Annotated in this window: 20 protein-coding genes; 2 read left to right on the top strand and 18 right to left on the bottom strand. The window is 67.6% G+C overall.

The genetic code is table 11. The features are described from left to right. Positions 1-451 precede the first annotated feature (451 nt). From pyrF to FBY28_RS24415, 8 genes are all read right to left on the bottom strand, one after another. Complete coding sequence (gene pyrF / locus FBY28_RS24450; protein WP_141869755.1) at positions 452-1,252, bottom strand: orotidine-5'-phosphate decarboxylase; 801 nt, start codon at positions 1,250-1,252, stop codon at positions 452-454. After that, a complete protein-coding gene (gene carB, locus FBY28_RS24445) occupies positions 1,249-4,596 on the bottom strand; it encodes a carbamoyl-phosphate synthase large subunit (RefSeq protein WP_141869754.1) in 3,348 nt (1,115 codons plus the stop codon). Before carB ends, pyrF begins: the two co-directional genes overlap by 4 nt. Next, on the bottom strand, positions 4,596-5,762 hold the full coding sequence (gene carA, locus FBY28_RS24440) for a glutamine-hydrolyzing carbamoyl-phosphate synthase small subunit (RefSeq protein WP_141869753.1): 1,167 nt from the start codon (positions 5,760-5,762) through the stop codon (positions 4,596-4,598). Before carA ends, carB begins: the two co-directional genes overlap by 1 nt. Continuing rightward, the gene (locus FBY28_RS24435; protein WP_141869752.1) at positions 5,759-6,259 is read right to left on the bottom strand and encodes a PH-like domain-containing protein; all 501 of its coding nucleotides are present in this window, start codon (positions 6,257-6,259) and stop codon (positions 5,759-5,761) included. The genes carA and FBY28_RS24435 overlap by 4 nt, the downstream gene beginning before the upstream one ends. Positions 6,260-6,323: 64 nt before the next feature. Continuing rightward, positions 6,324-7,619, bottom strand: a complete 1,296-nt coding sequence (locus FBY28_RS24430) for a dihydroorotase (RefSeq protein WP_141869751.1) — start codon at positions 7,617-7,619, stop codon at positions 6,324-6,326. After that, the gene (locus tag FBY28_RS24425; protein WP_141869750.1) at positions 7,616-8,572 is read right to left on the bottom strand and encodes an aspartate carbamoyltransferase catalytic subunit; all 957 of its coding nucleotides are present in this window, start codon (positions 8,570-8,572) and stop codon (positions 7,616-7,618) included. Before FBY28_RS24425 ends, FBY28_RS24430 begins: the two co-directional genes overlap by 4 nt. Further along, a complete protein-coding gene (gene pyrR, locus FBY28_RS24420) occupies positions 8,569-9,156 on the bottom strand; it encodes a bifunctional pyr operon transcriptional regulator/uracil phosphoribosyltransferase PyrR (protein WP_286178459.1) in 588 nt (195 codons plus the stop codon). The genes FBY28_RS24425 and pyrR overlap by 4 nt, the downstream gene beginning before the upstream one ends. Before the next feature lie 65 nt (positions 9,157-9,221). Beyond that, positions 9,222-10,508: an MFS transporter gene (locus FBY28_RS24415; protein ID WP_141869749.1), complete on the bottom strand. Its 1,287-nt coding sequence runs from the start codon at positions 10,506-10,508 to the stop codon at positions 9,222-9,224. Between the two features lie 25 nt (positions 10,509-10,533). Between FBY28_RS24415 and FBY28_RS24410 the strand changes: the two genes are divergently transcribed. Further along, positions 10,534-11,736 carry a serine hydrolase domain-containing protein gene (locus tag FBY28_RS24410; protein WP_141869748.1) on the top strand — a complete coding sequence of 401 codons (1,203 nt, stop codon included), beginning with the start codon at positions 10,534-10,536 and terminating at the stop codon, positions 11,734-11,736. Here FBY28_RS24410 and FBY28_RS24405 read toward each other — a convergent pair. The 8 genes from FBY28_RS24405 to FBY28_RS24370 form a co-directional block, all read right to left on the bottom strand. Further along, complete coding sequence (locus FBY28_RS24405) at positions 11,733-14,444, bottom strand: fumarate reductase/succinate dehydrogenase flavoprotein subunit (RefSeq protein ID WP_141869747.1); 2,712 nt, start codon at positions 14,442-14,444, stop codon at positions 11,733-11,735. The genes FBY28_RS24410 and FBY28_RS24405 overlap by 4 nt on opposite strands. After that, positions 14,441-15,181: an ABC transporter ATP-binding protein gene (locus tag FBY28_RS24400; protein WP_141869746.1), complete on the bottom strand. Its 741-nt coding sequence runs from the start codon at positions 15,179-15,181 to the stop codon at positions 14,441-14,443. The genes FBY28_RS24405 and FBY28_RS24400 overlap by 4 nt, the downstream gene beginning before the upstream one ends. After that, entirely contained in the window at positions 15,178-16,020 is an 843-nt protein-coding gene (locus tag FBY28_RS24395) for an ABC transporter permease (RefSeq protein ID WP_141869745.1), read from the bottom strand. Before FBY28_RS24395 ends, FBY28_RS24400 begins: the two co-directional genes overlap by 4 nt. Beyond that, positions 16,017-17,381, bottom strand: coding sequence for an ABC transporter substrate-binding protein (locus FBY28_RS24390; protein ID WP_141869744.1), 1,365 nt, complete (start codon positions 17,379-17,381; stop codon positions 16,017-16,019). The genes FBY28_RS24395 and FBY28_RS24390 overlap by 4 nt, the downstream gene beginning before the upstream one ends. Positions 17,382-17,422: 41 nt before the next feature. Then, positions 17,423-17,650, bottom strand: a complete 228-nt coding sequence (locus tag FBY28_RS24385; RefSeq protein WP_019514073.1) for a 4Fe-4S dicluster domain-containing protein — start codon at positions 17,648-17,650, stop codon at positions 17,423-17,425. After that, positions 17,647-18,405, bottom strand: coding sequence for a GntR family transcriptional regulator (locus FBY28_RS26340; RefSeq protein ID WP_141869743.1), 759 nt, complete (start codon positions 18,403-18,405; stop codon positions 17,647-17,649). The genes FBY28_RS24385 and FBY28_RS26340 overlap by 4 nt, the downstream gene beginning before the upstream one ends. Positions 18,406-18,603: 198 nt before the next feature. Continuing rightward, positions 18,604-20,268, bottom strand: coding sequence for an HNH endonuclease signature motif containing protein (locus FBY28_RS24375; RefSeq protein ID WP_141869742.1), 1,665 nt, complete (start codon positions 20,266-20,268; stop codon positions 18,604-18,606). Between the two features lie 166 nt (positions 20,269-20,434). Then, positions 20,435-20,899, bottom strand: a complete 465-nt coding sequence (locus FBY28_RS24370; RefSeq protein ID WP_141869741.1) for a GNAT family N-acetyltransferase — start codon at positions 20,897-20,899, stop codon at positions 20,435-20,437. 244 nt (positions 20,900-21,143) lie between these two features. Here FBY28_RS24370 and FBY28_RS24365 point away from each other — a divergent pair, with 244 nt between their 5' ends. Beyond that, on the top strand, positions 21,144-22,544 hold the full coding sequence (locus FBY28_RS24365; RefSeq protein ID WP_141869740.1) for an aminotransferase-like domain-containing protein: 1,401 nt from the start codon (positions 21,144-21,146) through the stop codon (positions 22,542-22,544). A gap of 10 nt (positions 22,545-22,554) precedes the next feature. Here FBY28_RS24365 and FBY28_RS24360 read toward each other — a convergent pair whose 3' ends face one another. Beyond that, on the bottom strand, positions 22,555-23,076 hold the full coding sequence (locus FBY28_RS24360; protein WP_141869739.1) for a hypothetical protein: 522 nt from the start codon (positions 23,074-23,076) through the stop codon (positions 22,555-22,557). A gap of 4 nt (positions 23,077-23,080) precedes the next feature. Further along, positions 23,081-23,560 carry a transcription antitermination factor NusB gene (gene nusB, locus FBY28_RS24355; protein ID WP_030135246.1) on the bottom strand — a complete coding sequence of 160 codons (480 nt, stop codon included), beginning with the start codon at positions 23,558-23,560 and terminating at the stop codon, positions 23,081-23,083. Between the last annotated feature and the right edge of the window lie 8 nt (positions 23,561-23,568).

Genomic DNA, 23,568 nt, shown 5'->3' with positions numbered 1-23,568 from the left:
TCTCGCCATCTGTTGTTTCATCACGGCTGGATCACGTAACCAGCCAGCGACGACGACCGTACCCACGCATCCTGACGAAAGCTAACCCCACCCCCGGGTAATCCGGCCAAAAGACCAGCGTGTACAGCGTGCGCCGAGCGCACCGCGCCGGATCCGACACATTGCCGATCGGCCCCCTGCACACACGATGTGCCTGCATAACGGGGGTTTTCGCACCTCAGCGAGGTTGGCGCTGGTTTCGGCGCGCGTCACCGGAACCCCCGGTAAACACCGATCCTGGCGGTGGAATGAGAAATTTTCGCTGGTCATGGCGTGTCGGGCGTGTCGCCGGCCCGGAGCTACCGGTCGGTAGCGTCGTCGAGCGGGCCCGGTCGCACCGCGGGCGGTCACCTTCCACGCATGACCGCCCGATCGAGGCGACAGCGGCACGCCAGGAGGGTGCACGGGGCCCTCAGGCCAGCCGGGTGAGCTGCTCACGCAGCCCGGCGACCACCGCCCGCATCGCCTCGACGTCCGGACCGGCGCGCAGGATCTCGCGCGACACCGCGGGCAGCACCCGCGGCCCCAGCCGGCCGAGGTCCTGCACGCGGCCGCCCTGTGCACCGACCCCCGGTGCCAGCACCGGCCCGTCCAACGCCTCCAGATCCGGCGGCTGCGCCAGCGTGGCACCCACCACGACGCCCACCGACCCCGCGCCCGTGCGGCGGTTCTCCGCACCCACCGCGTCCACGATCGTCTGCGCCACGGTGCGATCCCCGGCCAGCGCCCCCTGCAGACCAGCGCCCTCGGGATTGGACGTTGCGGCCAGCACGAACACTCCCCTGCCGTTGGCGGCGGCGAGGTCGAGCAATGGGCGCAACGATTCGAAGCCCAGATACGGCGACGCGGTGACGGCGTCGGCGGCCAGCGCGGTATCGCCGGCCCAGGCCTGGGCGTAGGCGGCCATGGTCGAGCCGATATCACCACGCTTGGCGTCGGCGAGCACCAGCACCCCGGCATCACGCAGCGCCGCCATGGTCGCCTCGAGCACGGCGAAGCCGGCCGAGCCATACGCCTCGTAGAAGGCCACCTGCGGTTTGACGATCGCGACATCGGCGAAGGCCTGCACGCAGATTTCGCTGAACGTGCGCAGCCCGTCGATACCGGCGCCAAGCCCCCATGCCGCCAAAAGCTCCGGGTGTGGGTCGATCCCGGGGCACAGCGCGCCCCTTGCCGCGACGGCGTGGGCCAGCCGCACCCCGAACGGGGTCACTTCTCGGCCAGTTGGCTGTGCAGCTCCTGCAGCGAGCGCACCCCGATATCACCGCGGATCCCGGCCTCGATGCCCTGCACCGCGGCCGACGCGCCCTGCACCGTCGTCACGCACGGGATGTTCACCGACACCGCCGCCGAGCGGATCTCGTACCCGTCGATGCGTGGCCCGGAGTTGCCGTACGGGGTGTTGATCACCATGTCGACCTCGCCGGCGCGGATCACCTCGACCGCCGAGCGACGCCCGTCGGTGCCGGATTCGTTCTCGGTCTCGAAGTGCTTGCGTACCTCGTCACACGGAATGCCGTTGCGGCGCAACATCTCCGCGGTACCCTCGGTGGCCAGCACCCGGAACCCGAGGTCGGCAAGCCGCTTCACCGGAAACACCAGCGAGCGCTTGTCGCGGTTGGCCACCGAGACGAAGACCGTGCCGGAGGCGGGCAGCGAACCGTAGGCCGCACTCTGGCTCTTGGCGAACGCGGTGCCGAAATCGCGGTCGATACCCATCACCTCGCCGGTCGACTTCATCTCCGGGCCCAGCAGCGAATCCACCTGGGAACCATCGGCCTTGCGGAACCGGTGGAACGGAAGGACCGCCTCCTTGACCGCGATCGGGGCGTGGGGGGACACCGTGGCCCCGTCACCGGTGCGCACCAACACACCTTCGGCGCGCAGCTCGGCGATGGTGGTGCCCAGCATGATCCGCGCGCATGCCTTGGCCAGCGGCACCGCGGTGGCCTTGGAAACGAAAGGCACCGTACGGGACGCTCTCGGGTTGGCCTCCAGGACGTAGAGCACATCGTCCTTGAGTGCGTACTGGACGTTGAGCAGTCCGACCACGCCGATCCCGTGCGCGATGGCCTCGGTGGCCTGGCGGACCTTCTCGATATCGGTGCGGCCGAGGGTGACCGGCGGCAGCGCGCATGCGGAGTCGCCGGAGTGGATACCGGCCTCCTCGATGTGCTCCATGACGCCACCGATATAGACCTCAGTGCCGTCGCACAGCGCGTCGACGTCGATCTCGATGGCGTCCTCCAGGAACCGGTCGACCAGCACCGGATGCTCCGGGGACAGTTCGGTGGCGCGCTCGATATAGCCCTGCAGGGTCTCGTCGTCGTAGACGATCTCCATACCGCGGCCGCCCAGCACATAGGAGGGGCGCACCAGCACCGGGTAGCCGATATCGGCGGCGATGCGGCGGGCCTGCTCGAAACTGGTGGCGGTGCCGAAGCGCGGGGCGGGCAGGCCGGCGTTGACCAGCACCTCACCGAACAGGCCACGGTCCTCGGCCAGGTCGATGGCCTCTGGCTTGGTGCCCACGATCGGCACCCCGGCACGCTCGAGGCGCTCGGCCAGGCCCAGCGGGGTCTGCCCGCCGAGCTGCACGATGACGCCGACGACGCCGGGACCGCCACTGCCCGAGTCCTGCTCGGCGTGGTAGACCTCCAACACGTCCTCGAAGGTCAATGGCTCGAAGTAGAGCCGGTCGGCGGTGTCGTAGTCGGTGGACACCGTTTCGGGGTTGCAGTTGACCATCACCGTCTCGAACCCGGCCTGGCTCAACGTGGTCGCCGCGTGCACACAGCTGTAGTCGAACTCGATGCCCTGCCCGATGCGGTTGGGTCCCGATCCGAGGATCAGCACCTTGGGCTTCTCGGTCTGCGGGGCGACCTCGGTCTCGGCCGCGGGGTCCAGCTCGTAGCTGCTGTAGTGATACGGCGTGCGGGCCTCGAATTCGGCGGCGCAGGTGTCGACGGTCTTGTAGACCGGGCGGATGCCGAGCCGCTCACGCAGTGCCCGCACACCGTCCTCACCGGCGAGTTCGGGACGTAGCGCGGCGATCTGGCGGTCGGATAGTCCGTTGTGCTTCGCCCGGCGCAGCAACCATTCGTCGAGCACCGGCGCGTCGACCAATTCGGCGCGCAATGCCACCAGCCCGTTGATCTGGTCGACGAACCAGGGATCGACTCCGGACGCGTCGGCGACCTGCTCGACGGTGCCACCGAGGCGCAGTGCCTGCTCGATGTCGTAGATGCGGCCGTCGGTGGCGGTGCGCAGATCGGTGAGCAGCTCCTCGAGGGAGGCGTCGCGGTCAGGCCCGGTCCAGAAGCCGGCCCGCTTGTTCTCCAGGGACCGCATCACCTTCCCGAGCGCCTCGATGAAGTTGCGGCCCAACGACATCGCCTCACCCACGGATTTCATGGTGGTGGTCAGCGTCGGGTCGGCACCCGGGAATTTCTCGAAGGCGAACCGCGGTGCCTTGACCACGACATAGTCCAGGGTCGGCTCGAAACAGGCCGGGGTTTCCTTGGTGATGTCGTTGACGATCTCGTCGAGGGTGTAACCGATGGCCAGCTTGGCGGCGATCTTGGCGATCGGGAAACCCGTCGCCTTGGACGCCAGCGCGCTGGACCGCGAGACGCGCGGGTTCATCTCGATGACGATGAGCCTGCCGTCTTCGGGGTTGATGGCGAACTGGATGTTGCAGCCGCCGGTGTCGACACCGACCTCGCGCAGGATCGCGATACCCAGATCGCGCATCGTCTGGTACTCGCGGTCGGTCAGCGTCATCGCCGGGGCGACGGTCACCGAATCACCGGTGTGTACACCCATCGGGTCGAAGTTCTCGATCGAGCAGACCACCACCACGTTGTCGTGGTGATCGCGCATGAGCTCGAGCTCGTATTCCTTCCAGCCGTAGATGGACTCCTCGATCAGCACGTTCGCACTCGGTGACGCGGCAAGGCCGTCGCCGGCCATCCGCTCGACATCCTCGGCCGAGTAGGCCATACCGGAGCCGAGGCCGCCCATGGTGAAGCTGGGGCGAACGACGACGGGCAACCCCAGGTCGGCGACCGTGTCACGCACCTCGTCCATGGTGAAACACACCCGGCTGCGGGCGGATTCGCCGCCCACCTTGGCCACGATGTCCTTGAACTTCTGCCGGTCCTCGCCGCGCTGGATGGCATCGAAATCTGCGCCGATCATCTCGACGCCGTAGCGCTCCAGTGCCCCGTTCTCGTACAGCGAGACCGCGGTGTTCAGGGCGGTCTGCCCACCGAGGGTGGCCAGCACCGCGTCGATCTTGTTGCCGCGCTCGGCCTGCTGGGCGATGACCTTCTCGACGAAGCCCGGGGTGATCGGCTCAACATAGGTGTTGTCGGCATATTCGGGGTCGGTCATGATCGTCGCCGGGTTGGAGTTGATCAGGGTGACCTGCAGGCCCTCGGCGCGCAGAACGCGGCAGGCCTGGGTGCCCGAGTAGTCGAACTCCGCGGCCTGGCCGATCAGGATCGGCCCGGAGCCGATGACCAGGACGTGGTTGAGGTCGGAACGACGTGGCATTATTTCTCTCCCGCCTTGCGGCCCAACAGGTCGATGAACTGGTCGAACAGGTACTCCGCGTCACGCGGACCGGCCGCGGCCTCGGGGTGGTACTGCACCGAGAACGCGCTCCCGTCGATGAGCTTGATGCCCTCGACGGTGCCGTCGTTGGCGCAGGTGTGGCTGACGATGGCCCTGCCGAAGTCGGTGTCGAACTCCTCACCCGCCTCGCCTTCGAGGGCGAACCCGTGATTCTGCGCGGTGATGGCGACGCTGCGGGTGGCGTGGTCGATCACCGGGATGTTGATGCCGCGGTGCCCGAAGGTCATCTTGTAGGTGGACCGGCCCAGCGCGCGGCCCAGGATCTGGTTACCGAAACAGATTCCGAACAGCGGGATTCCAGCGCCGAGCACCTCGCGGGTGACCTCGACGATGTGATCGGCGGTGGCCGGGTCGCCCGGCCCGTTGGACAGGAACACACCGTCGGGGTTGAGCTCGGCGATCTGGGCGAACGTGGCGGCCGAGGGCAGCACGTGGGTGCGGATGCAGCGCTTGGCGAAGTTGCGCGGGGTGTTGGTCTTGATGCCCAGGTCGATCGCGGCGACCGTGAACCGGTGCTCGCCGGCGGGATCCACCGTGTACATCGAGTCGGTGGACACCTCACCGGCCAGGTCGGCCCCCAGCATCGAGGGCTGGTTGCGCACCCGGTCGACGAGGGTGTCCACATCTGCGCCGTCGGCGAGGGCGGAACCGGAGAAGATGCCGGCCTTCATCGAGCCGGCCGTGCGCAGATGCCGCACGACCGCCCGGGTGTCGATCCCGGCGATCCCGACGATGCCCTGGCGCTGCAGCTCGTCGTCGAGGGTGCCGGTGGCACGCCAGCTCGACGGGCGCGGCGAGGCGTCGCGGATCGCATAACCGGCGACCCAGATCCTGTCGTCGCGGCTCTCGCCGTCCTCGCCGTTCCAGCCGGTGTTGCCGATCTGCGGCGCGGTGGCCACCACGATCTGGCGGTGATAGCTCGGGTCGGTCAGCGTCTCCTGGTAGCCGGACATGCCGGTGGAGAACACCGCCTCACCCAGCGTCTGTCCGATCGCGCCGAAGGCGGTCCCGGTGAACACCCGGCCGTCCTCCAGCACGAGCAGGGCACGCTCCGCGGTACCGCTGCGCTTGTCGCTGACCGTCACTCGTCCTCCTTGACCCAGTTCTTTGTTTCTGTCCGGTCGTCCGGCCGGAAGCCGGTGTCGATCTCGGTACCCGACGGAAGTGTCCAACGGATGGCCACGATGCCCTCGTGGGTGAGGGCCTTCCCGGCCATCGCCCGCTCACCGCGCACCGCGACGATGGACTCGTCGGGGATCCAGATGGGGCCGGTTCCGCTGCGCTGCACCATGATCCCCTCCGGATAGCGGGTCAGCGCACCCTTGGACCGGAAGCCCAGTGCGGCCGCGGCCACCTTGTCGTTCCAATGCGGTGCGATGGTGCTGCCGACGTAGAGCCCCTTGGTGGGCCCGGCCAGCGCAGGCCCGACGGTGTCGGGCAGCGGGGGCAGGTTGCCGATCATCTCGACCTGCCGCTCGATGCGATGCCGCCACCCGGTGAGCAGCCTGCGGATGAAGAACCCGATCAGCAGGGCGATGACGGCCGCCAGGATGAGCGACCCGATCAGTGTGCCTTCATTCATGCGCGATCCGCTCCGCTACTCGCTGGGCCTTCATGCGCGATCCGCTCCGCTACTCGCTGGGCCTTCATGCGGCGGGGCTCCGGCCGTCACGCGCGGTGATCTTCCCGCGCAGCAGGGTCAGCGTCACCTTCGCCGGCAACTCCATCGACTCGAACGGCGTGTTGTCCGACCGGCTTGCCAACGACGATCCGGTGACCGTCCAGGTGGTGTCCGGTTCGACGACGGTCAGGTTGGCCGGCTCCCCCACCGCCAGCGGGCGGCCCTGGTCGGGCAGTCCGACGATGGCCGCCGGCGCCTCGCTCATCACCCTCGCCACATCGCGCCAGCTCAGCAGGCCCGGTTGCACCATGGTCTCGACGATCACCGACAGCGCGGTTTCCAGACCCAGCATGCCGGGGCGGGCGTTGGCGAACTCGCAGCATTTCTCCTGTTCGGCGTGCGGCGCGTGATCGGTGGCCACGCAGTCGATCACGCCGTCGACGAGTGCCTGCCGCAACGCCTGAACGTCACTGGCCTCGCGCAGCGGCGGATTGACCCGATTGCGGCCGTCATAGCTGGCCAGCACGCCGTCATCGAGCAGCAGGTGGTGCGGGGTGACCTCCGCGGTAATCGAGATCCCTTGTGCCTTGGCCCATTTGAGCAGTTCCACGGTTCCCGCGGTGGAGGCGTGGCAGATGTGCACGCGCGCGCCGGCATCGCGGGCCAGGATCGCGTCACGGGCGACGATGGACTCCTCGGCCGAGCGCGGCCAGCCGGCCAGGCCCAGCTTCGCGGCATGGGGACCCTCGTGTGCGACGGCACCCACGGTGAGGCGTGGCTCCTCGGCATGCTGGGCGATCAGCACGCCCAGACCGTTGGCGTACTCCAGCGCGCGACGCATGATCAGCGGATCGTGCACGCAGATACCGTCATCGGAGAACATCCGGACCTGACCGGCACCGGCTGCCATCAGCCCCATCTCGGTGAGCTGTTTGCCCTCCAGGCCCACGGTGACCGCACCGACCGGGTGCACGTCGACGAGCCCGACCTGCCTACCCCGATGCCAGACGTGGTCGGTCACCACCGGGCTGTCGGCCACCGGGTCGGTGTTGGCCATGGCGAACACCGCGGTGTAGCCACCGAGTGCGGCGGCGGCCGAACCGGTTTCGATGTCCTCGGCGTATTCGCGACCCGGTTCGCGCAGGTGGGTGTGCAGGTCGACGAAGCCCGGCAACAGGATCTGGCCGGTGGCGTCGATCTCGGTGTCGGCGGAGCCGGACCCGATCCCCGCTTCGATCCGGGTGATCTGGCCGTCGGCGATCAGCACGTCGACGGGGTCGCCCTCACCGTAGAGGCGGACGCCCTTGATCAGAACACTCACGCCACCACTCCCACTCCGTCAGCGTCGGCACCCACGAGCAGGTGGAACAGCACCGCCATCCGCACATGGACACCATTGGAAACCTGTTGCAACACCGCTGATTGCGGGGAATCGGCCACCGAGTAGGCGATTTCCATACCCCGCAGCATCGGTCCCGGATGCAGCACCACCGCATGGTCGGCGAGCTGTGCCTGCCGCTTCTCGGACAATCCGTAGAGCACCGAGTACTCCCGCGCCGACGGGAAGAAACCGCCGTTCATGCGTTCGGCCTGGACGCGCAGCATCAGCACCGCATCCGCGGCGGGCAGCTCGGCGTCCAGATCATGCGATACCGTCACCGGCCAGCCGGCCACACCCACCGGCAGCAGTGTCGGCGGAGCGACCAAGACCACCTCGGCACCGAGCGTGGAGAGCAGTTCGACATTGGAGCGGGCCACCCGGCTGTGCAGCACATCGCCGACGATCAGGATCCGCCTGCCCGCGATGGTGCCGAGCCGTTGGCGCAACGTCAGCGCATCGAGCAACGCCTGGGTGGGATGTTCGTGGGTGCCGTCACCGGCGTTGATCACCGACGGTCCCTTACCGCCGGACTCGGCGGTCCACTCCGAAAGCTGCTGCGCCGCACCCGAGGCCGGATGCCGAATGATCAGCGCGTCGGCACCGGCAGCGCGCAGGGTCAGGGCGGTGTCACGCAGTGACTCGCCCTTGGCCACCGAGGATCCCGAGGCGCTGACGTTGATGACGTCGGCACTCATCCACTTGCCTGCCACCTCGAAGGACACCCTGGTGCGGGTGGAGTTCTCGTAGAACATCGTGATGATGGTGCGCCCGCGCAGAGTGGGCAGCTTCTTCACCTCGCGGCCCAGCAGTGCCTCGCGGAACCGGTCGGCGTCGTCGAGGATCGCAGTCGCCTCGTCGCGGGACAGCTCCGCGGCGGTCAACAGATGCTTCATGAGCGGTCAGGTCCTCCATACGGTGCGATCCGCACGCTGTCCTCCCCGTCGGGTTCCTGCAGGCGCACCTTCACGTTCTCGGCGCGTGAGGTGGGCACGTTCTTGCCGACATAGTCGGCGCGGATGGGCAACTCCCGGTGGCCGCGATCCACCAGCACCGCCAGTTGCACGATCCGGGGCCTGCCGATATCGCGCAGGGCGTCCAGGGCCGAGCGCACCGAGCGACCCGAATACAGCACATCGTCGACCAGGATCACCAGAGCACCGTCGATACCGCCGGCCGGGATCGAGGTGGACTCCAGCGGGCGGGGCGGTTTGAAGTTCAGGTCGTCGCGATAGAGCGTGATGTCCATCGCCCCGTGCGGCAGCGCCACCCCGGAGAACTCCTCGACCTTCTCGGCGAGCCGCGCGGCAAGTGTGACGCCGCGGGTCGGGATGCCCAACAGCACCACCCGCGGAGCATCCGGCGAGTCCAGTGCGGTCTTCTCGATGATCTGATGCGCGATGCGCGAAATCGTCCGGCTCACATCCGCGGCGGACATCAATTCCCGGTCGGGGCTCGGTACCGCTTCGCCCACAGTCAACCTGGACCTCCTTCTCCGCCTCTCTGGACGGATCGTTAAAGGACGTCGAACTGTCGGAGAGCCTATCAGGCCGCCGCGCCGACCTCGTCGCGCAGTGATGTGCCCTTCGTCTCGGGCAGTGCCCAGGTGCACAACACGCTGACGGCCACGAATCCGGCCATCATCAGGCCCACCGCCCAGCCGCCGAAGTCGTCGACGAGCAGACCCGCGACCAGTGGCGGCAGCGCGCCGCCCACGATGCCTGCCAGATTGAAGGCCAGTCCGGCGCCGGTGTACCGGTATCGCGTGGCGAACGTCTCGGGCAGGAAGGACGCGATCGGTCCGTACGAGACACCGAACACCGCGAAGGTGCCGCCGATGGCGAGCGCGAACAGTGCCGCGGAACCGGTGTCGATCAGCGGCATCACCACGAACGCCCACGGCAGGGCGACGAGGAAACCGGCGAGGATGATCCGGCGACGCCCGTAGCGGTCGCACAGGATCGCCGATATCGCCGTGGTGCTCATCAGTGCGACCCCGGCGAGCACACCGACGGCCAGGATCAGAGCGCGAGGATGCCCGATCGTGGTGCTGGCATAGCTGAGCAGGTAGGTGCCGCCCAGGAAGCTCATCGTGAAGATGCTCACCATGCAGCCGGCCGCCAGCAGGACCTGGCGCCACTGCAGGCGCATCAGCTCGGCCAGCGGGGCGCGCAGCACCTGCCCGCTTCGCCGTTCGTCGGCGAACACCGGCGTCTCGTCGATGCGCAGCCGGATGTAGAGCGCGGCGATGACCAGCAGGCCGCTCAGCAGGAACGGCACCCGCCAGCCCCAATCGAGGAACACCTGACTCTTCTCCCCGATGGTGACGGCGACGGTGAAGAACACCAGGTTGCTGGCCGCCAGACCGGCACCGGCGCCCAGCTGGGTGAACATGCCGTATCGGCCGCGTTGGCCCGCCGGTGCGTACTCGGCCGACAGCAGGGCCGATCCGGCCCACTCCCCGCCGACCGCGAATCCCTGGCACAACCGCAGACACAGCAGCAGGATCGGCGCGGCGATGCCGATGGTGGCGGCACCGGGCACCAAGCCGACGCCGACCGTCGAGATGCCCATGATCAGCAGCGTGGCCACCAGCGTCCGCTTGCGTCCCAATCGATCTCCGAAGTGGCCGAACACCGCGGCGCCGATCGGCCGGGAGAAGAAGGCCGCGGCGAAGGTGCCCAACGAGGAGACGGTGGCCATCGTCGGCCCCATCTCGGGGAAGAACACATGTGGGAAGATCAGCGCGGCGGCCGTCCCGTAGATGTAGAAGTCGTAGAACTCGATGGCGGTGCCGACGAAACTCGCGAAAGCCACCTTCCGCATCTGCATGTGGCACACGTTAACGTCAGCGGTGATGAACATCGACAACAACCACGCCTCCATCTCGGAGGCCATCGACGCGGGCCTGCTCGCCGGCGCGGTGACGCTGGTGTGGCATGCCGGCCGGGTCGTCCAGGTCAACGAGCTCGGCCACCGCGACGTGCAGGCCGGGCTGCCGATGCAGCGCGACACCATTTTCCGGATCGCGTCCATGAGCAAGCCCGTCACCGTCGCCGCGGCGATGACACTGCTGGAGCAGGGTCACTTCCGCCTCGACGACCCGGTGTCGCGATGGCTGCCGGAGCTCGACGGGTTGCGGGTACTCATCGACCCGCAGGGCCCGCTGGACGACACCACGGCGCTGCGTCGGCCCATCACCTTCGACGATCTGATGACCCACCGGGCGGGCCTGGCCTATCCGTTCTCGATCACCGGACCACTGGCCAAGGCGTACGGGCGGTTGTCCTACCGCCAGAACGAGCAGCGTTGGTTGACCGAGCTGACGAAGCTGCCGCTGGTGCACCAACCCGGCGCGCGGATCACCTACAGTCACGGCACCGACGTGCTCGGTATCGCCATTTCCCGAATCGCCGGCCGGCCGCTGCACGAATTGCTTTCCGAGCGGATCTTCGAGCCACTCGGCATGTCCGACACCGGTTTTGCCCTCAGCCTGGTCCAGCGGCGCCGGATGGCGACCATGTATGCCCTCGACGACAAAACCGGACTGCGCGACGATGTGATCGGTCCGCCTGCCTTGACCCCACCCGAGTTCTGCACCGGTGGGGGTGGACTGCTGTCCACCGCCGATGACTATCTGACGTTCGCCAGGATGCTGCTGGGCGACGGCACGGTCGACGGTGTCCGGGTGCTCTCCCCCGAGTCCGTACGGCTGATGCGGACCGATCGGTTGACCGAGGAACAGAAGAGCGACAACTTCCTCGGCGTGCCGTTCTGGATCGGCCGTGGCTTCGGGTTGTCTATGTCGGTGGTCACCGATCCCGCGAAGTCCGAGCGTTTCTTCGGCCCGGGTGGGCTGGGCACCTTCGGCTGGCCGGGTGCATTCGGCACCTGGTGGCAGGCCGACCCGGCCAATGACGTCATCGTGCTGTACCTGATCCAGAACTATCCGGACCTGACCTCCGATATCGCCCAGGTGGCCGGTAACACCTCACTGGCGAAACTGCGCATGGCGCAACCGAAATTCGTCCGCCGCACCTATCAGGGACTGGGACTCTAGACGGGTTCGAGCGCCCTGCGGGCATAGGCCCGCACGTCGGCGTCGACATCCTTGAGCGCCAGGCCCAGTGCCTCCCGCGCCGCGGTCTCCGACCCCGCCCACCGGGTCAGGCTCAGCACGGCGGCCTTGCGCACATCCAGATGGGTGTCGGTGAGGGCCCGCGACAGCGATGGCACCGCCAGCGGTGCCGATACCCCGGACAACGCCCTGGCCGCGCCGACCCGGATCTGCCAGGCCGGTTCGGACAGCGCCCGCTCGATGACGGGCACATCGGCATCGGCGTCGCCGAGCACCCCGAGGGCGGCCAGCGCAGCGGCGCGGACCAGCGGATCGCGGTCGGCGAGCAGCGCGCGCACGGTGTCACCGCCGGCGGCGAGCGTCGCCAGCGCATTGGCGACGGCAATGCGCACCTCTCGGCTGTCATCGGTGGCCGCGGCGGCCACGCCCTCGACATCGTCCACGGAGACCAGCGCGCGTACCGCCTCGATGCGGACCCGCTGATCACCGTCGGTCACCGCCCGGCGGTAGTCGGCCGCGACGCCGGTGCGCCGGGAACTCAGCACGTACACCGTGGCGGCGCGCACCACCGGGTCATCGGAATTCAGGTGCACGGCAATCGCTTCGGGATCGGGCAGCACCTCGACCAGCTCACGCACCGAGTCCGCGCCCTGCAGGCGCACCTCGCGGTCCGCGTCGCCGAGCGCGGCCAGCAGCGCCGGGCAGTACCCGTCGGGCAGGTTCTCCACCAGGGTCGCCACTGCGGTGCGCCGCACGCCGGGATCGGCATCGGCGAGGTACTCCGACAACTCGACCAGTGTCGGTTCGTCGAGGGCGAGCACCGCGGCGATCCGCGGCGACGGTGGCTGCACCGCGGGCTCGGCGACCCGCGACGCCACGGTCGCGGGCGCCTTGCCGCCGAACAGCTCCGGCTGATCGACCGCGACCGTCGGGGCGTCCAGGCTCTTCGCCGGCACATGGTCCAATCCGGGCACTGGCACCAGATAGGGCGCAACCGGGCGTTTCAGGAACTCCATCTCCCCGGCGGCATTCTTGCGCAGATTCAGGTGGAAGCCCCACTCCTGGTCGTCGCGCATCGGCACGTCGGCACGGTCATGGTAGAGGCCCCAACGGGATTCGGTACGTGTCAGCGATGACCGGGCTGCCATCTCGGCGCAGTCCCTGATGAAGGACACTTCCACGGCACGCATCAGCTCATGCGGGGTCCGCGCCCCGATACCGGCCACCTCTTCGCGCATCCGCTCGAAGGTCTGCACCGCGATGGACAGCTTCGCGGCGGTCTTCGGCGGTGCCACATAGTCGTTGACGAATCGGCGCAGCTTGTACTCGACCTGGGGTTGTGGCGGGCCGTCCGGTTGACGCAGCGGCTGATAGATCAGCTCGTGGGCGGCCGCCAGCTGATCGGCGGGCAGCTCCGCCGGCGCAGGCGCATCGGCCAGCGAACCCGCGGCGTGCTCACCGGCCAGGTCGCCGTAGACGAACGCGCCGATCATGTAATTGTGCGGGACGCAGGCCAGATCGCCGGCGGCGTACAGACCGGGCACGGTGGTGCGGGCGTGCTCGTCGACCCACACCCCGGAGGCGGAATGTCCACTGCACAGGCCGATCTCGGAGATGTGCATCTCGATATCGTGGGTGCGGTAGTCGTGGCCGCGGTTGGCGTGGAACGTGCCGCGGGTGGGCCGTTCGGTGGTGTGCAGGATGTTTTCCAGTGCGGTCAGCGTCTCGTCCGGCAGATGTGACACTTTGAGGTAGATGGGGCCGCGGGCCGATTCGATCTCGCTGTGCACCTCCGACATCATCTGCCCCGACCAGTAGTCGGAGTCGACGAAGCGCTCCCCCTCGGCATTGACCTGGTACCCGCCGAACGGGTTGGCCACATACGCACAGGCCGGGCCGTTGTAGTCCTTGATCAGCGGATTGACCTGGAAACACTCGATTCCGGACAGTTCGGCGCCGGCGTGGTAGGCCATCGAGTAGCCGTCGCCGGCGTTGGTGGGGTTCTCGTAGGTGCCATAGAGGTACCCCGATGCCGGCAGACCGAGCCGGCCGCAGGGGCCGGTGGCCAGGATGACGGCCTTCGCGGCGACGGACACGAACTCCCCGGTGCGGGTGTTGAGTGCGGCGGCACCGACTGCCCTGCGCATAATTTTCCCGTCGCTTCGCTCGCCCAGGTCGGATACCAGCACCCGGACCGGCATGAGCCGGTTCTCGATCTGGATCTTCTCGCGCATAGAGCGTTGCCGCATCACCCGGTAGAGCGCCTTCTTGACGTCCTTGCCCTCGGGCATGGGCAGCACGTACGACCCGGAACGGTGCACCTGGCGCACCGCGTATTCGCCGTGCTCGTCCTTCTCGAACTTGACGCCGTAACGTTCCAGCCGCTGCACCATCGCGAAGCCGCGGGTGGCGGTCTGATAGATGGTGCGCTGGTTGACGATTCCGTCGTTGGCCCGGGTGATCTCGGCGACGTAATCCTCGGGTTCGGCCTTGCCGGGGATGACGGCGTTGTTCACCCCGTCCATCCCCATCGCCAACGCACCGGAGTGCCTGACATGGGCCTTCTCCAGGAGCAGCACCCTGGCGCCGTTCTCGGCGGCGGTGAGTGCGGCCATGGTGCCCGCGGTACCGCCGCCGATCACCAGCACATCACAGTCGAGGCGGATCGTATCGGTGATATCGGGAATCATGAGTTGTCCAATGCGTCGATGAGTTCGCTACGTTGCGCGCTTCGGTCCGGCCCCTCGGTCCGAGGCCGGGGTACCTCCTGCACCAGCCGCAGGCCGCCGCCGCCCAGCACGGCGACCCGGTCGCCGAGTTTGAGCGCCTCGTCGACATCGTGGGTGACGAAGACGATGGTGGTCGGGTGCGCCCGCCAAGTGTCGATCAACAGGCGCTGCATGGCGGCGCGCGTCTGCGCATCCAGCGCCCCGAACGGCTCGTCCATCATGACCGCGCGCGGGGCGCCGGCCAGGCCGCGAGCCAGTTGCACGCGTTGGCGCATACCACCGGACAGGCTCTTGGGTAGGTAGTCGCCGTAGCCGGTGAGGTTGACCTCCTCTATCCAGCGTTCGGTGCGTTCGCGGCGGCCCGACTTCGGTATGCCGCGAAGTTTCAGCGCCAGTTCGATATTGGACCGGACGGTGCGCCACGGCAGCAATGCGCTGTCCTGGAACACCATTCCGCGGTCCCGCGAGGTGCCGGCGACGAGCTCGCCGTCGGCGAGCACCCGGCCGACGTCGGGCGCCAACAGACCGGCCAGTGCTCGCAGCACGGTCGATTTACCGCATCCCGACGGCCCGGTCAGCACCAGGATCTCGCCGGGTTGCACGCTCAGCTCCAGCCCGCGCAACACCGGTGATCCGGTGTAGGACAGGGTGACATCGTGCAGCTCCAGCGCCATGCCGGTGGCCACGGCGGTGCTCATCGGTTGGTTTCCTCGCCGCGCGGCAACCAGCGGGTGGCGCGGCGGCCGATCAGCTCGATGGCCGCGGCGGTGGCAAAGCCGAGGACCCCGATGGTGATGATGCCGACGAAGACGCCCGGGTAGTCCAGCACGGTGTAGGCCTGCCAGGTGCGGTAGCCCACACCGAGCCGGCCAGAGATCATCTCCGCCGAGATCACACAGATCCAGGCCACGCCCATACCGACCGACAGTCCGCCGAACAGGCCGGGAAGGATTCCCGGCAACACCACCTGGCGCAGCACGTCGAGGCGGCCGCCGCCGAGGGTGCGCACCGAGTCCTCCCAGATGGTCGGCAGCGCCCGCACCGCGTGCCGGGTGCTCACCATGATCGGGAAGTACGCCGCCAGGAAGGTGATCGAGACGATGCCCGCTTCATCGGAGGGGAACAGCAGGATCGCCACCGGCACCACGGCGATGGCCGGGATGGGCCGCACCAGCTCGGTGAGCGGGCCGAAGATATCGGCGAACAGCACGGAACGGCCGAGCATGATGCCGGTGAGGACGCCGAGCAGCGCGGCCAGACCGAAACCGGTGAGGATGCGGATCAGTGACTGCGCGAGGTCCAACCAGTACTCCGGGGTAACGGCTTTGGCGGCCAGGGCGGCGCCGATCTCGGTCACCGTCGGCAGCGTGTCGAACCGCAACCAGAACCGGATACCGTTGGAGGTCAGGATTTCCCAGAGTCCGACGGCGGCCAGTACCGACGCCAGCCGAATCAGTCGGTGTCGCCAAGCCCCCGGCGTGACCGGTTTCGTCGTCACCGGTTTAGCTGTGGTCGGCGGATCGAGTACCGCGGTCATTGCACACCCACCAGGGCCTCGCGATAACTGATGACGGCTGCGCCGGGATGGGCCGCGATATGCCGCTGGGCGCCCGCCGGGGTCCCGAACGGAAGATAGCTCTGGCCGTCCTTGACCCAGACTGCCTTGTCGGCGAACCACCGGGTGCCCAGTTCGGCATCGGGGACATACGCCGCGCGCACGGTCGCACCGTCGGCCTCCGCAGCGCGCACCGCGCGCAGCAGTTCGGTCGCGTTGGCCACGCTCTGGGTGGAGTCGGAGCCCTGCAGCCACAGTTCACCGCCGGTGGGCGCGCTGTTCGCGTCCAGCGCCGCCTGGTAGTCCAGGCCGCGTTCGGTGAACGCCTTGCGCAGCGGCGCGTCGTTGACGAAACCTGCGACATCGAGTTCGGCGAAGTCGCCGATCGACTTGAGGTACGGCACATCACCTTTGAGTGCGTCGACCAGTGACGGTTTGAGCGTGGTGTCGAAGGAGGTGCCGCCGGGCCCGTTGTACAGGTAGACGACTTCCTGCGGCAACCCGCTGCCGTCGGCGACGATCCGGCTGGCTTCCAACGGTTCGGCGTTCAGGAACTCGGTCGCGTCGAGCTGGGATTGCAGGAAGGCGTCGAGCACTTCGGGATGACGGTCGGCGTAGTCTTCGCGGACCACCACACCGTGCAATGTCGGGTAGTCCAGCTCGGCTCCGTCGTACAGCAGCCGCGCCTTGTCTTGGTAGACCAGCAGTCCCGGCCAGGCGACGAACTGCGAAAGGCAGTCAACCTGTCCGGATTCCAGCGCCGAGGCGCCGACCTGCGGTTGCTGGTTGAGCACGTCGACACCGGTCTTGGGGTCCAGGCCGGCGCGCTCCAGCGCCCGCACCAGGGTGCCGTGACCGGCGGACCCGACGCTGGCCGACACTTTCTGGCCGGCCAGGTCGGTGAGCGTCTGCGCCGGTGAGGCGGGGTCGACGACGACCATGTTCAGCGCACCCTTGGGGTGGTAGCCGGTCACCGAGACGATATCGGTACGGGCGCGCTCGTTGGATTGGGTCTTGGATCCGTTGATGAGCATCGGATAGTCGCCCATCGATCCGATGTCGATCTTCTCGGCGACCATCTGCGCGGTGATGGGTGCGCCGGTGTCGTAGTCCTGCCAGACGACGTTGTATTTGGTGCCGTTCTCCGCGGTGACGTCGGCCAGCCGTTGTTCCAGAAATCCCTTGGCACGCAGCAAGGTTCCGGCGGTCACGGTGTTGATGGTCTTGGACTGGTAGCCGATCACGACATCGACGACGTCATCGGCGGAGTTGTTGGAGTCCAGTGAGCAGGCGGTGACGGTCGCGGTCAGGGCAGCGAGCAGCGCAACGAGTGGTTTCTTCACAACGGGGCCTTTTTCGTGGGGGCTGAGCCGACGGGCCGGTGTCAGCGGATGAGGAAGGGCATGTTGACGGTGACCGCGCCGGTGGGACAGCGTGCGGCGCACGGTCCGCAGTACCAGCATTCGTCGACGTGCATGAAGGCCTTGCCGTTCTCCGGGTTGATGGCCAGCGAGTCCAGCGGGCAGATCTCGACGCAGAGAGTGCAGCCTTCGATACACAGCGATTCGTCGATGGTCACCGGGACGTCGACGCGGTTGTTCACGAGGGTCATTCTGAGCTCCTACCGGGCTGGTTTCGGGAGAGGTTGCCGCGCATGGTGATCCGGTCTCCACGCATGCGGATGTACTCGAGGTCGACGGGACGGCCGTCGTCGAGGCTGGTGAGGCGTTCCAGCATCAGCAGGGCTGCGCCGTCGGGTACCTGCAGGGTGTCCGCGGAGTGCGGGTCGGCCGCGACGGCCTCCAGCGCGAGCGCGGCCGAGCCGAGTTGCCGACCGCTGACCTGCTCGATGAGGGCGAAGACATCATTGGTCTCCAGCGGATGGGTGATGACCTGTTCCCCGATATCGGGTGCGAGGTAGGTGAGGTCGAGCGACAGCGGGAGGTCGCCGAGGTAGCGCAGCCGTTCGATATAGACGACTTCGGAGCCGGGGGCGAGTTCGAGCTTGCGGGCCACCGCGGGCGGGGCGGCCATGGTGAGGACGGCCCTGACCTGGTTGCGCACCTCGCCGTAGTGCTTGAAGGTCTCCTTCAGCCCGACCAGCGCATCGAGGCCGTGGTCGAGTTTGCGCACGGCGACGTGGGTGCCCACTCGGGTGCCGCGATCGATGAGGCCCTCGTCCTTGAGAACGCCGAGCGCCTCACGGATGGTGTTGCGCGAGACCGAGAATTCGGCGGCCAGTTCGGTTTCGCTGGGCAGGCTGTCCGGATAACCGCCGGCGTGGATCTGATGGCGCAACAGATCGGCGACCGGACGGGCCTGATCGGCCCGCGCGCGGCGGATCGGTGTCGGATCGGTGGCTGCCACCCGATCACCGTAAAACCGATCCGAGTGCCGCCCGGATCGTTGAGCAGCCCGGATAGCGGCAGCGGACCCATTACGCCGCCGTCGTACCCGAGGGACCAGCCACGATCGCGGCGCGATGTGTTATTGCGCCACCTCGCCGAAGCTGGTTCGACTTCCGATCGCGCTGAATCGAAATGCTGCGCGTCATACGGATCGGGATCAGCCAATGTCGCGGCCATCCGGTTCGTCCCGGTCTGGTGGTTGTTCGGCGTCGCCCTGTTCGCCCAGGAACTTCCCGAGGAGTTCCTCGGGGTGAAAGTGGTGGTTGACGGTGTCGCCGCCGGTGTCCAGTAGTGGTGGTGGGTGCCAGTGGACTCGGCCGCTGGTGGGGTCGATTGCGGTGGTCCAGCCCAGTTCGGCGAGGCGGTTGTCCGGTGGGCAGCCCAGCCCGAGGGTGGGGGCGTCGGTGCGTCCGCCGCGGGCCCAGCTGGGGTCGGCGTGGTGGGCTTGGCAGTGGTTGGCGCATCGGGTGCAGCCGGGGCGGGTGCAGCCGCGGTCGCGGTTGTGGAGCAGCAGGCGTTGGGCTTTGGTGGCCAGGCGTTTGGTGCGGCCCAGGTAGAGCGGTTCGGCGGTGTGGTGTCGGTAGACGACCAGGTAGTGGTGGGCGTGCTCGGCCAGGCGGATCAGGTCAGCCATGGGCATGAGGGTGCCGGTGCCGGTGACCGCGATGCCGGCGGCGGCTTCGAGTTCGGCCAGGGTGGTCGAGACCACGACGGTGACCGGTAGCCCGTTGTGCTGGCCGAGCCTCTTGGACATCAGGGTGTCGCGCAGGATGGCCTTGAGGGCGTCGTGGTTGCGTTGCGCAGCGGTGCGGGTGTCGCGGAGAGCTGTCGGGTCGGCCAGCGCCTCGAAGTCGATACTTGTCCGAGGAGCAGCGGCCTGGGCGGCAGAAACGGCATCCATTCTGTCGGCCAGATCGTCGAAGGTCTTGAACTCGGGCACATCAGCAACGCTCGGCGCCCACTCAGACCCAAGGTCATACTCGGCCGCCATCTCGGGTTCGGGCTCAGCGTTACTCTCTGCTTCTGCGTCTGACTGGAGGTCGGCGTCGAGGTCCCCATCGAGTGGATTGGGATCCGGATTGTGTTGCGGCTGCACGTCGTCGGGGTTGTTGATCCCGGGCCGGGCCCACGCATCGAAGGCGGTCCCCAGATAGGCGGCAAGCTCGGGATCGACCCAACCACTGATATGGGTGAGCCCGTCGGCATCTTGCTTGCCGATCCTGATCCCGCGCCTGTGGCGGGCCAGGTCCGGGCCGGGGCCGTCCTGGTCCAGCAACATCAACGCGTGCGTGGCCGCTGCCTGCACCGTCTCCGGACCGGCGGCCGCCGCCACCGAGACCAGGATCTCTTCGAGCTCCGCACACTTGGCCGGACTGGTGTGTTTCGCGGCCTGGTGCACTGCGCCGCGAATGACCTGGATATGCCCGTCGTTGATCGTGCCCTCGGCCAACGCAGCCGCACACGCCGGGAGCAACGGCGCCAGCACCTCTCCGCCCATGGCGTGGCGTGGGCCCAACTGCTTGGCGGCCTGAACCCGCCGGCCCGCCTCAGCCCCGGACAGGCGCATCCGAGTGGACAGCACATCGGCCCAGGTCTTGCCCCCGATCTCATGGGCGGTCGCCCGATCCATCAACACCGCTAGGATCCGGTGATCGACCGCCGCATCGGCGCGGGCACGTTCCTCGCGTTCAGACTGGATCGCCAACAACTCAGCCGTGTCAAAGCAGGTGAAATCGGCATCCAACAGTGCTTTGACCGACGCGGCGCGATCGGAGAGGGCATGCTGCACCGACTCCCGGCTGGCCACCACATCCGATCCCATGACTCGAACATACGTGCGACCACCGACACAACACGCCACAATGTGACACCAGCGACAGACGAGACCAAAGAAAAATCTGAGGCGCCAATCCCGCTGTCAGCGAGCGACTTTGACGAAAGCGCGACACGGGCCCGACCCGATAGACGTGGGCCGGGCCCGGCGTCGACTACTTGGCCGCGGGTGCAGCCTCGTAGGTGACCCACGCCGTCCGCGTGGCCAACGTGTCATAGAGCGCCTGGGCTTGCACATTGTCCGCAGCGGTCACCCATTGGACCACCGACCGTCCCTCGGCTGCCGCCATCTCGGTGAGCCGACCGATGAGCGCTCGTCCCACACCTTTTCCGCGCACCACGGGATCGGTGAAAAGGTCGTCCAAGAAGATCCCCGTCGAGCCGGTGTACGGCGAGGAGAACCGGCGGTGGTGCGCAAAGCCGACCAGTTCGCCGGCGACCGTGGCGACGATCGCCTTGCACTCGTGGCGTGGATCCATCAGCCAACCCCAGCCACGAGAGACGATCTCCTCCGATTCCTCGAGTTTGTAGAACTCCCGGTACGCGCGGAACAGCGAACGCCATCGAGTCTCGTCGGCGGCCTCGAGCGTGCGGATAACAGGTGCGGTTGTGTCAGCCATGTTCTTTCCCATGTGAATCGTGTTTTCGATATTTGGTTCGGCGCGCCCGTTCGGCGCCACGCGGGTTCTACTCCGCTCGATGTGTTGACTCGCAGCCCCTTTCGACTCCGGAATGCCACCGATCAGCCACTACGGCGAGCGGCTGATCGCGATTGACAGGAAGGTCCGGACGGAGCGGAATGTCGCAACGGGGCGATTGAGTAACGCTCTGCTCACAAAGGGAGTAACGTTATCTAGTATTCTCATGAATAACGATAACAGAGCATCAGAGATATCAACCACCCTGCTCGGCCGTATCGCCGCCCTGCCCGCGGGTACCAAGCTGCCGGGAGTCAGAGCACTCTCCGGTGAGTATCACGCAAGTGCCGCAACGGTTTCGGCCGCGCTATCCGAGCTCAGCGCGCTGGGGTTGATCCGCGCAGAACCAGGGCGCGGCACCTTCGTCACCGGACGACAGCGGCTCGCCGAACCGGATTACTCCTGGCAGACGCAAGCTCTCGGCCCGGCACGGGTCGATGCCGACCGCGCCGCCAGGTTGGGCGGATACGGTACGGCCGATCATCTTCCCTTGTCCTGGGGGTACCTCGCGCCGGAACTGTCCCCGACCGCCGAGTTGCATCGCATCGCCAGTCGATCGGCGAAGAGCTCTCGCTCCCACGCGATCACGCCGGTCGCCGGCTTACCGGAACTTCGGCGGGTCATAGCGGCCGAGTACCGCGCCGACCCGAACGATGTGCTGGTGGTGTCGGGCGGCCAGCAGGGCCTGGTGTTCGCCATGCGCACCCTTGCCGAGCCCGGCGCCACGGTCATCACCGAGAGTCCCAGCTATCCCGGAGCAATTCTGGCCGCACAGAGCGCGGGACTGAAGGTGGCATCGGTGCCCGCCGATGCCGAGGGGATCGTCGTCGAACGCCTCGCCGAGGAACTCGAGCGAACCAGGGCGCGCCTGGTCTACATACAGCCCAGCTACGCCAATCCGACCGGAGCGGTGCTCAGTGCGCAACGCCGGACCCAGATTCTCGATATCGCGGCCAAGTACGGAGCATTTCTGCTGGAGGACGACTGGGCCAGACATCTGGGCATCGACGCGCACCCACCACCGCCGCTGTTCACCGCGGATCCGCACGGGCACGTCGTCACGATCCTGACTCTGGCGAAATCCGCCTCTCCCGCTCTTCGGCTGGGCGCCGTGATCGCGCGCGGACCCGCCGGCGAACGATTACGAGCCGCGCGAACCGCCGACGACATATGTGTGGCGCCGCTCATCCAGGAGATCGGGCACAGCCTGTTGACGTCGACCGGTTGGCCCCGCCACCTCAAGCGCCTGCGCACCGAACTCGCGACGCGACGCGATGCGTTGATCGCGGCCATCGGGACCACGCTGCCCGACGTCCGCATCGGCACCATTCCGCAAGGGGGCATTCATCTTTGGGTGAGGCTGCCGCACGGCATCGACACCCGGGTACTGACCGCCGCCGCGTATGCCGACGGAGTACTCGTCGGCGACGGACGCCATTTCTTCGTCAACGAACCGCCCGCACCGTTTCTCCGGCTCTCCTACGGCGCCGCGAGCCCCGCCCAATTAGCCGAGGGAGTCCGCGCACTCGCCGACGTCATCGGACGCGCGGCCGGCTCCGCGCACTGAATCGGGGCACTCAGAGCGAGCGCGACAACACCCGGCCGAACTGCAGCAGCCGCTCCATCTGCGCCAGTCCCCCGCTGTCGACGGTCTTCGTATAGCGGAAGGACTCGCAGTACAGATCGCTGTCGGTGGCCGATGTGCGCCGGGCCCTGGTCACCAACTGGGTGTACATCCGCAGCCGAACCTCGGCCAGTCGCCGGGTGCCGTCGGAGAGCACCTCGAACTGGGTGCTCAGGATGTGGTCGCTGATCGTCGAGAGCAGAATGGTGCGCACCGACGAGGTCAACTGTCGCCGGTCGTCATCGAACTCGTCGTCGGCGCGCCACAGGATGAGACGCAACCCATCGGTGGCCACCACCTCCTGCCACACCGCGGTACCCCAGTGCTCCTCGGACTCCCCGCGCGACATGATGAACGCCGCGATGCCGGGGAACTCGACGACCGATCGCAACTGCTCCAGCGCAAGATCGGGATCGCGCAGATACACCGACGCCGCGTCCTGCAGGCTCGTGTACGGCGCCCAGTCCTGCGGCACTGTCCTACTCCGCGCCGTCCGACGGCCGCAGTGCGGCAGCGGCGGCCCGGATCTGCGGGGTCACCAGCATGACCTGTCCGAGCACGCCGTTGACGAAGCCCGGGGAATCGTCGGTGGACAGTTCCTTGGCCAGCTCGACCGCCTCGTCGACGGCCACCGGCTCGGGTACGTCCTCGGCGTGCAGCAATTCCCACACCGCGACCCTCAGAATCGCCCGGTCGACCGCGGGCAGCCGGTCCAGCGTCCACCCCTGCAGGTGCGAGGAGATCAGATCGTCGACATGCGCGGCATGCTCGGTGACACCGCGCGTCACCGTCACGGTGTACGGGTTCAGCGGCGAGATATCGGCCTGGGTGTGCGACAGCGCGTTGCGAGAATCGGCCGCCTCCGCGGCGGTGATACCGCGGGCCTCCGCCTCGAAGATCAGATCGACAGCGCGTTTGCGGGCCTGATGCCGACCGCGGTCACCCTTACGGTCAACCATTCGTCCGG

This window comes from Arthrobacter sp. SLBN-53 (genome assembly GCF_006715585.1).
Classification (GTDB): domain Bacteria; phylum Actinomycetota; class Actinomycetes; order Mycobacteriales; family Mycobacteriaceae; genus Mycobacterium; species Mycobacterium neoaurum_A.
Note: the sequence above shows the minus strand (reverse complement) of the source record. Positions and strands in the feature narration are given on the sequence as shown.

Bases quoted from the DNA above. Each gene is read 5' to 3' on its own strand.
- carB (WP_141869754.1), bottom strand. From the start codon at position 4,596: ATGCCACGTCGTTCCGACCTCAACCACGTCCTGGTCATCGGCTCCGGG.
- FBY28_RS24435 (WP_141869752.1), bottom strand. From the start codon at position 6,259: ATGAATGAAGGCACACTGATCGGGTCGCTCATCCTGGCGGCCGTCATC.
- FBY28_RS24425 (WP_141869750.1), bottom strand. From the start codon at position 8,572: ATGAAGCATCTGTTGACCGCCGCGGAGCTGTCCCGCGACGAGGCGACT.
- FBY28_RS24415 (WP_141869749.1), bottom strand. From the start codon at position 10,508: ATGCAGATGCGGAAGGTGGCTTTCGCGAGTTTCGTCGGCACCGCCATC.
- FBY28_RS24410 (WP_141869748.1), top strand. From the start codon at position 10,534: ATGAACATCGACAACAACCACGCCTCCATCTCGGAGGCCATCGACGCG.
- FBY28_RS24405 (WP_141869747.1), bottom strand. From the start codon at position 14,444: ATGATTCCCGATATCACCGATACGATCCGCCTCGACTGTGATGTGCTG.
- FBY28_RS24400 (WP_141869746.1), bottom strand. From the start codon at position 15,181: ATGAGCACCGCCGTGGCCACCGGCATGGCGCTGGAGCTGCACGATGTC.
- FBY28_RS24395 (WP_141869745.1), bottom strand. From the start codon at position 16,020: ATGACCGCGGTACTCGATCCGCCGACCACAGCTAAACCGGTGACGACG.
- FBY28_RS24385 (WP_019514073.1), bottom strand. From the start codon at position 17,650: ATGACCCTCGTGAACAACCGCGTCGACGTCCCGGTGACCATCGACGAA.
- FBY28_RS24375 (WP_141869742.1), bottom strand. From the start codon at position 20,268: ATGGGATCGGATGTGGTGGCCAGCCGGGAGTCGGTGCAGCATGCCCTC.
- FBY28_RS24370 (WP_141869741.1), bottom strand. From the start codon at position 20,899: ATGGCTGACACAACCGCACCTGTTATCCGCACGCTCGAGGCCGCCGAC.
- FBY28_RS24365 (WP_141869740.1), top strand. From the start codon at position 21,144: ATGAATAACGATAACAGAGCATCAGAGATATCAACCACCCTGCTCGGC.
- nusB (WP_030135246.1), bottom strand. From the start codon at position 23,560: ATGGTTGACCGTAAGGGTGACCGCGGTCGGCATCAGGCCCGCAAACGC.